Annotated in this window: 3 protein-coding genes and 1 pseudogene; all 4 read right to left on the bottom strand. The window is 74.2% G+C overall.

The annotated features are described in order from the left end of the window. Positions 1–53: 53 nt before the first annotated feature. Positions 54–212 (bottom strand): hypothetical protein, encoded by a 159-nt coding sequence (locus tag MTQ10_RS30755; RefSeq protein ID WP_247474089.1) that lies wholly within the window; start codon positions 210–212, stop codon positions 54–56. 12 nt (positions 213–224) lie between these two features. Continuing rightward, positions 225–413, bottom strand: coding sequence for a mobile element transfer protein (locus MTQ10_RS30760; RefSeq protein WP_247474099.1), 189 nt, complete (start codon positions 411–413; stop codon positions 225–227). Between the two features lie 4 nt (positions 414–417). Continuing rightward, positions 418–597: a hypothetical protein gene (locus MTQ10_RS30765; RefSeq protein WP_247474101.1), complete on the bottom strand. Its 180-nt coding sequence runs from the start codon at positions 595–597 to the stop codon at positions 418–420. Between the two features lie 24 nt (positions 598–621). Then, positions 622–925: pseudogene (locus MTQ10_RS30770) on the bottom strand (DUF2637 domain-containing protein); the annotation flags it as partial.

A 925-nucleotide genomic window follows, 5' to 3' on the forward strand; every position in this document is an offset into this window, starting at 1 on the left:
GTTCTGGGGCGGGTATTTCGGGGTGAGCACGGTAGGGGTCCTTTCGGTGTCGGTCACTTGTGGAGGGCGGTGCTGAGGACGGGGCTGAGGAAGCTGTCGGCGGCGAGGTAGCCGCCGAGCAGGAGCACGGCCACCAGCCACCACGGCGGGCGGACGAGCTTGATGCCGAGGAAGCCGACGGCGAGCAGGGCGAGCCAGAGCGGAACGTCCATGACGGTGGTCTCCTATGCCTTGCAGCGGTGGGTGCGGGCGGCGAGTTCGGCGCCGGAGCGGTCGGGGTAGTCGGCGGAGAAGCCGCAGCCGGGGGCGGTGCAGGCGGCGGTGTGCTTGTCGCGGCCCCGGCCGTCGTAGTAGGTGGCGACCTGGACGGGGCCGATGCGGATGCGGTCGCGGAAGCGGCGGTAGACGGCCATCGGTTCAGCCCTCCTGCCGCAGGCTGTGGCCGGGGAAGTCGGCGAGGATGCGGGCCTTGTCCTGCGGGTCCGGGGTGCGCTCGGCGGCTTCCTCGGCGAGCAGGCGGGCCAGCGCCGGGCGGCCGGAGTCGGCCATCTCGCGGGCCGCGTCCAGGTAGTCGGACGGGCGGTTGAAGGTGCGCACGGTTGTTCCTCCTTCTCTTGCTGGTCAGGTGAGTTGCAGGTGGGCGGCGATGGCGTCGACCATCGGGGCGGGCAGGCCGAGCCGGGCCGAGAGCACGTCGGCGGGCATCGGGGAGCCGGTGGAGGCCCGGTGGTTGTCGGCGAGCTTGCGGGCGTGCTCCAACAGCGCGGCCGGAACCGGTGGAGCCGCAGGCGCCGGCTGCTTCGGCGCCGAGGGCGACGGGGCCGGGGCTAGTTCGGGCACCGGAGCCGGGTCGGGTTCGTCGGCCCGGTCCAGGGCGACCTCCGGCGCCGGTGACGTGGCGGGCTCCTCCGGGGCGGGGGCGGGC

It is taken from the genome of Streptomyces sp. XM83C (assembly GCF_023072675.1).
Taxonomy (GTDB): domain Bacteria; phylum Actinomycetota; class Actinomycetes; order Streptomycetales; family Streptomycetaceae; genus Streptomyces; species Streptomyces thermocoprophilus.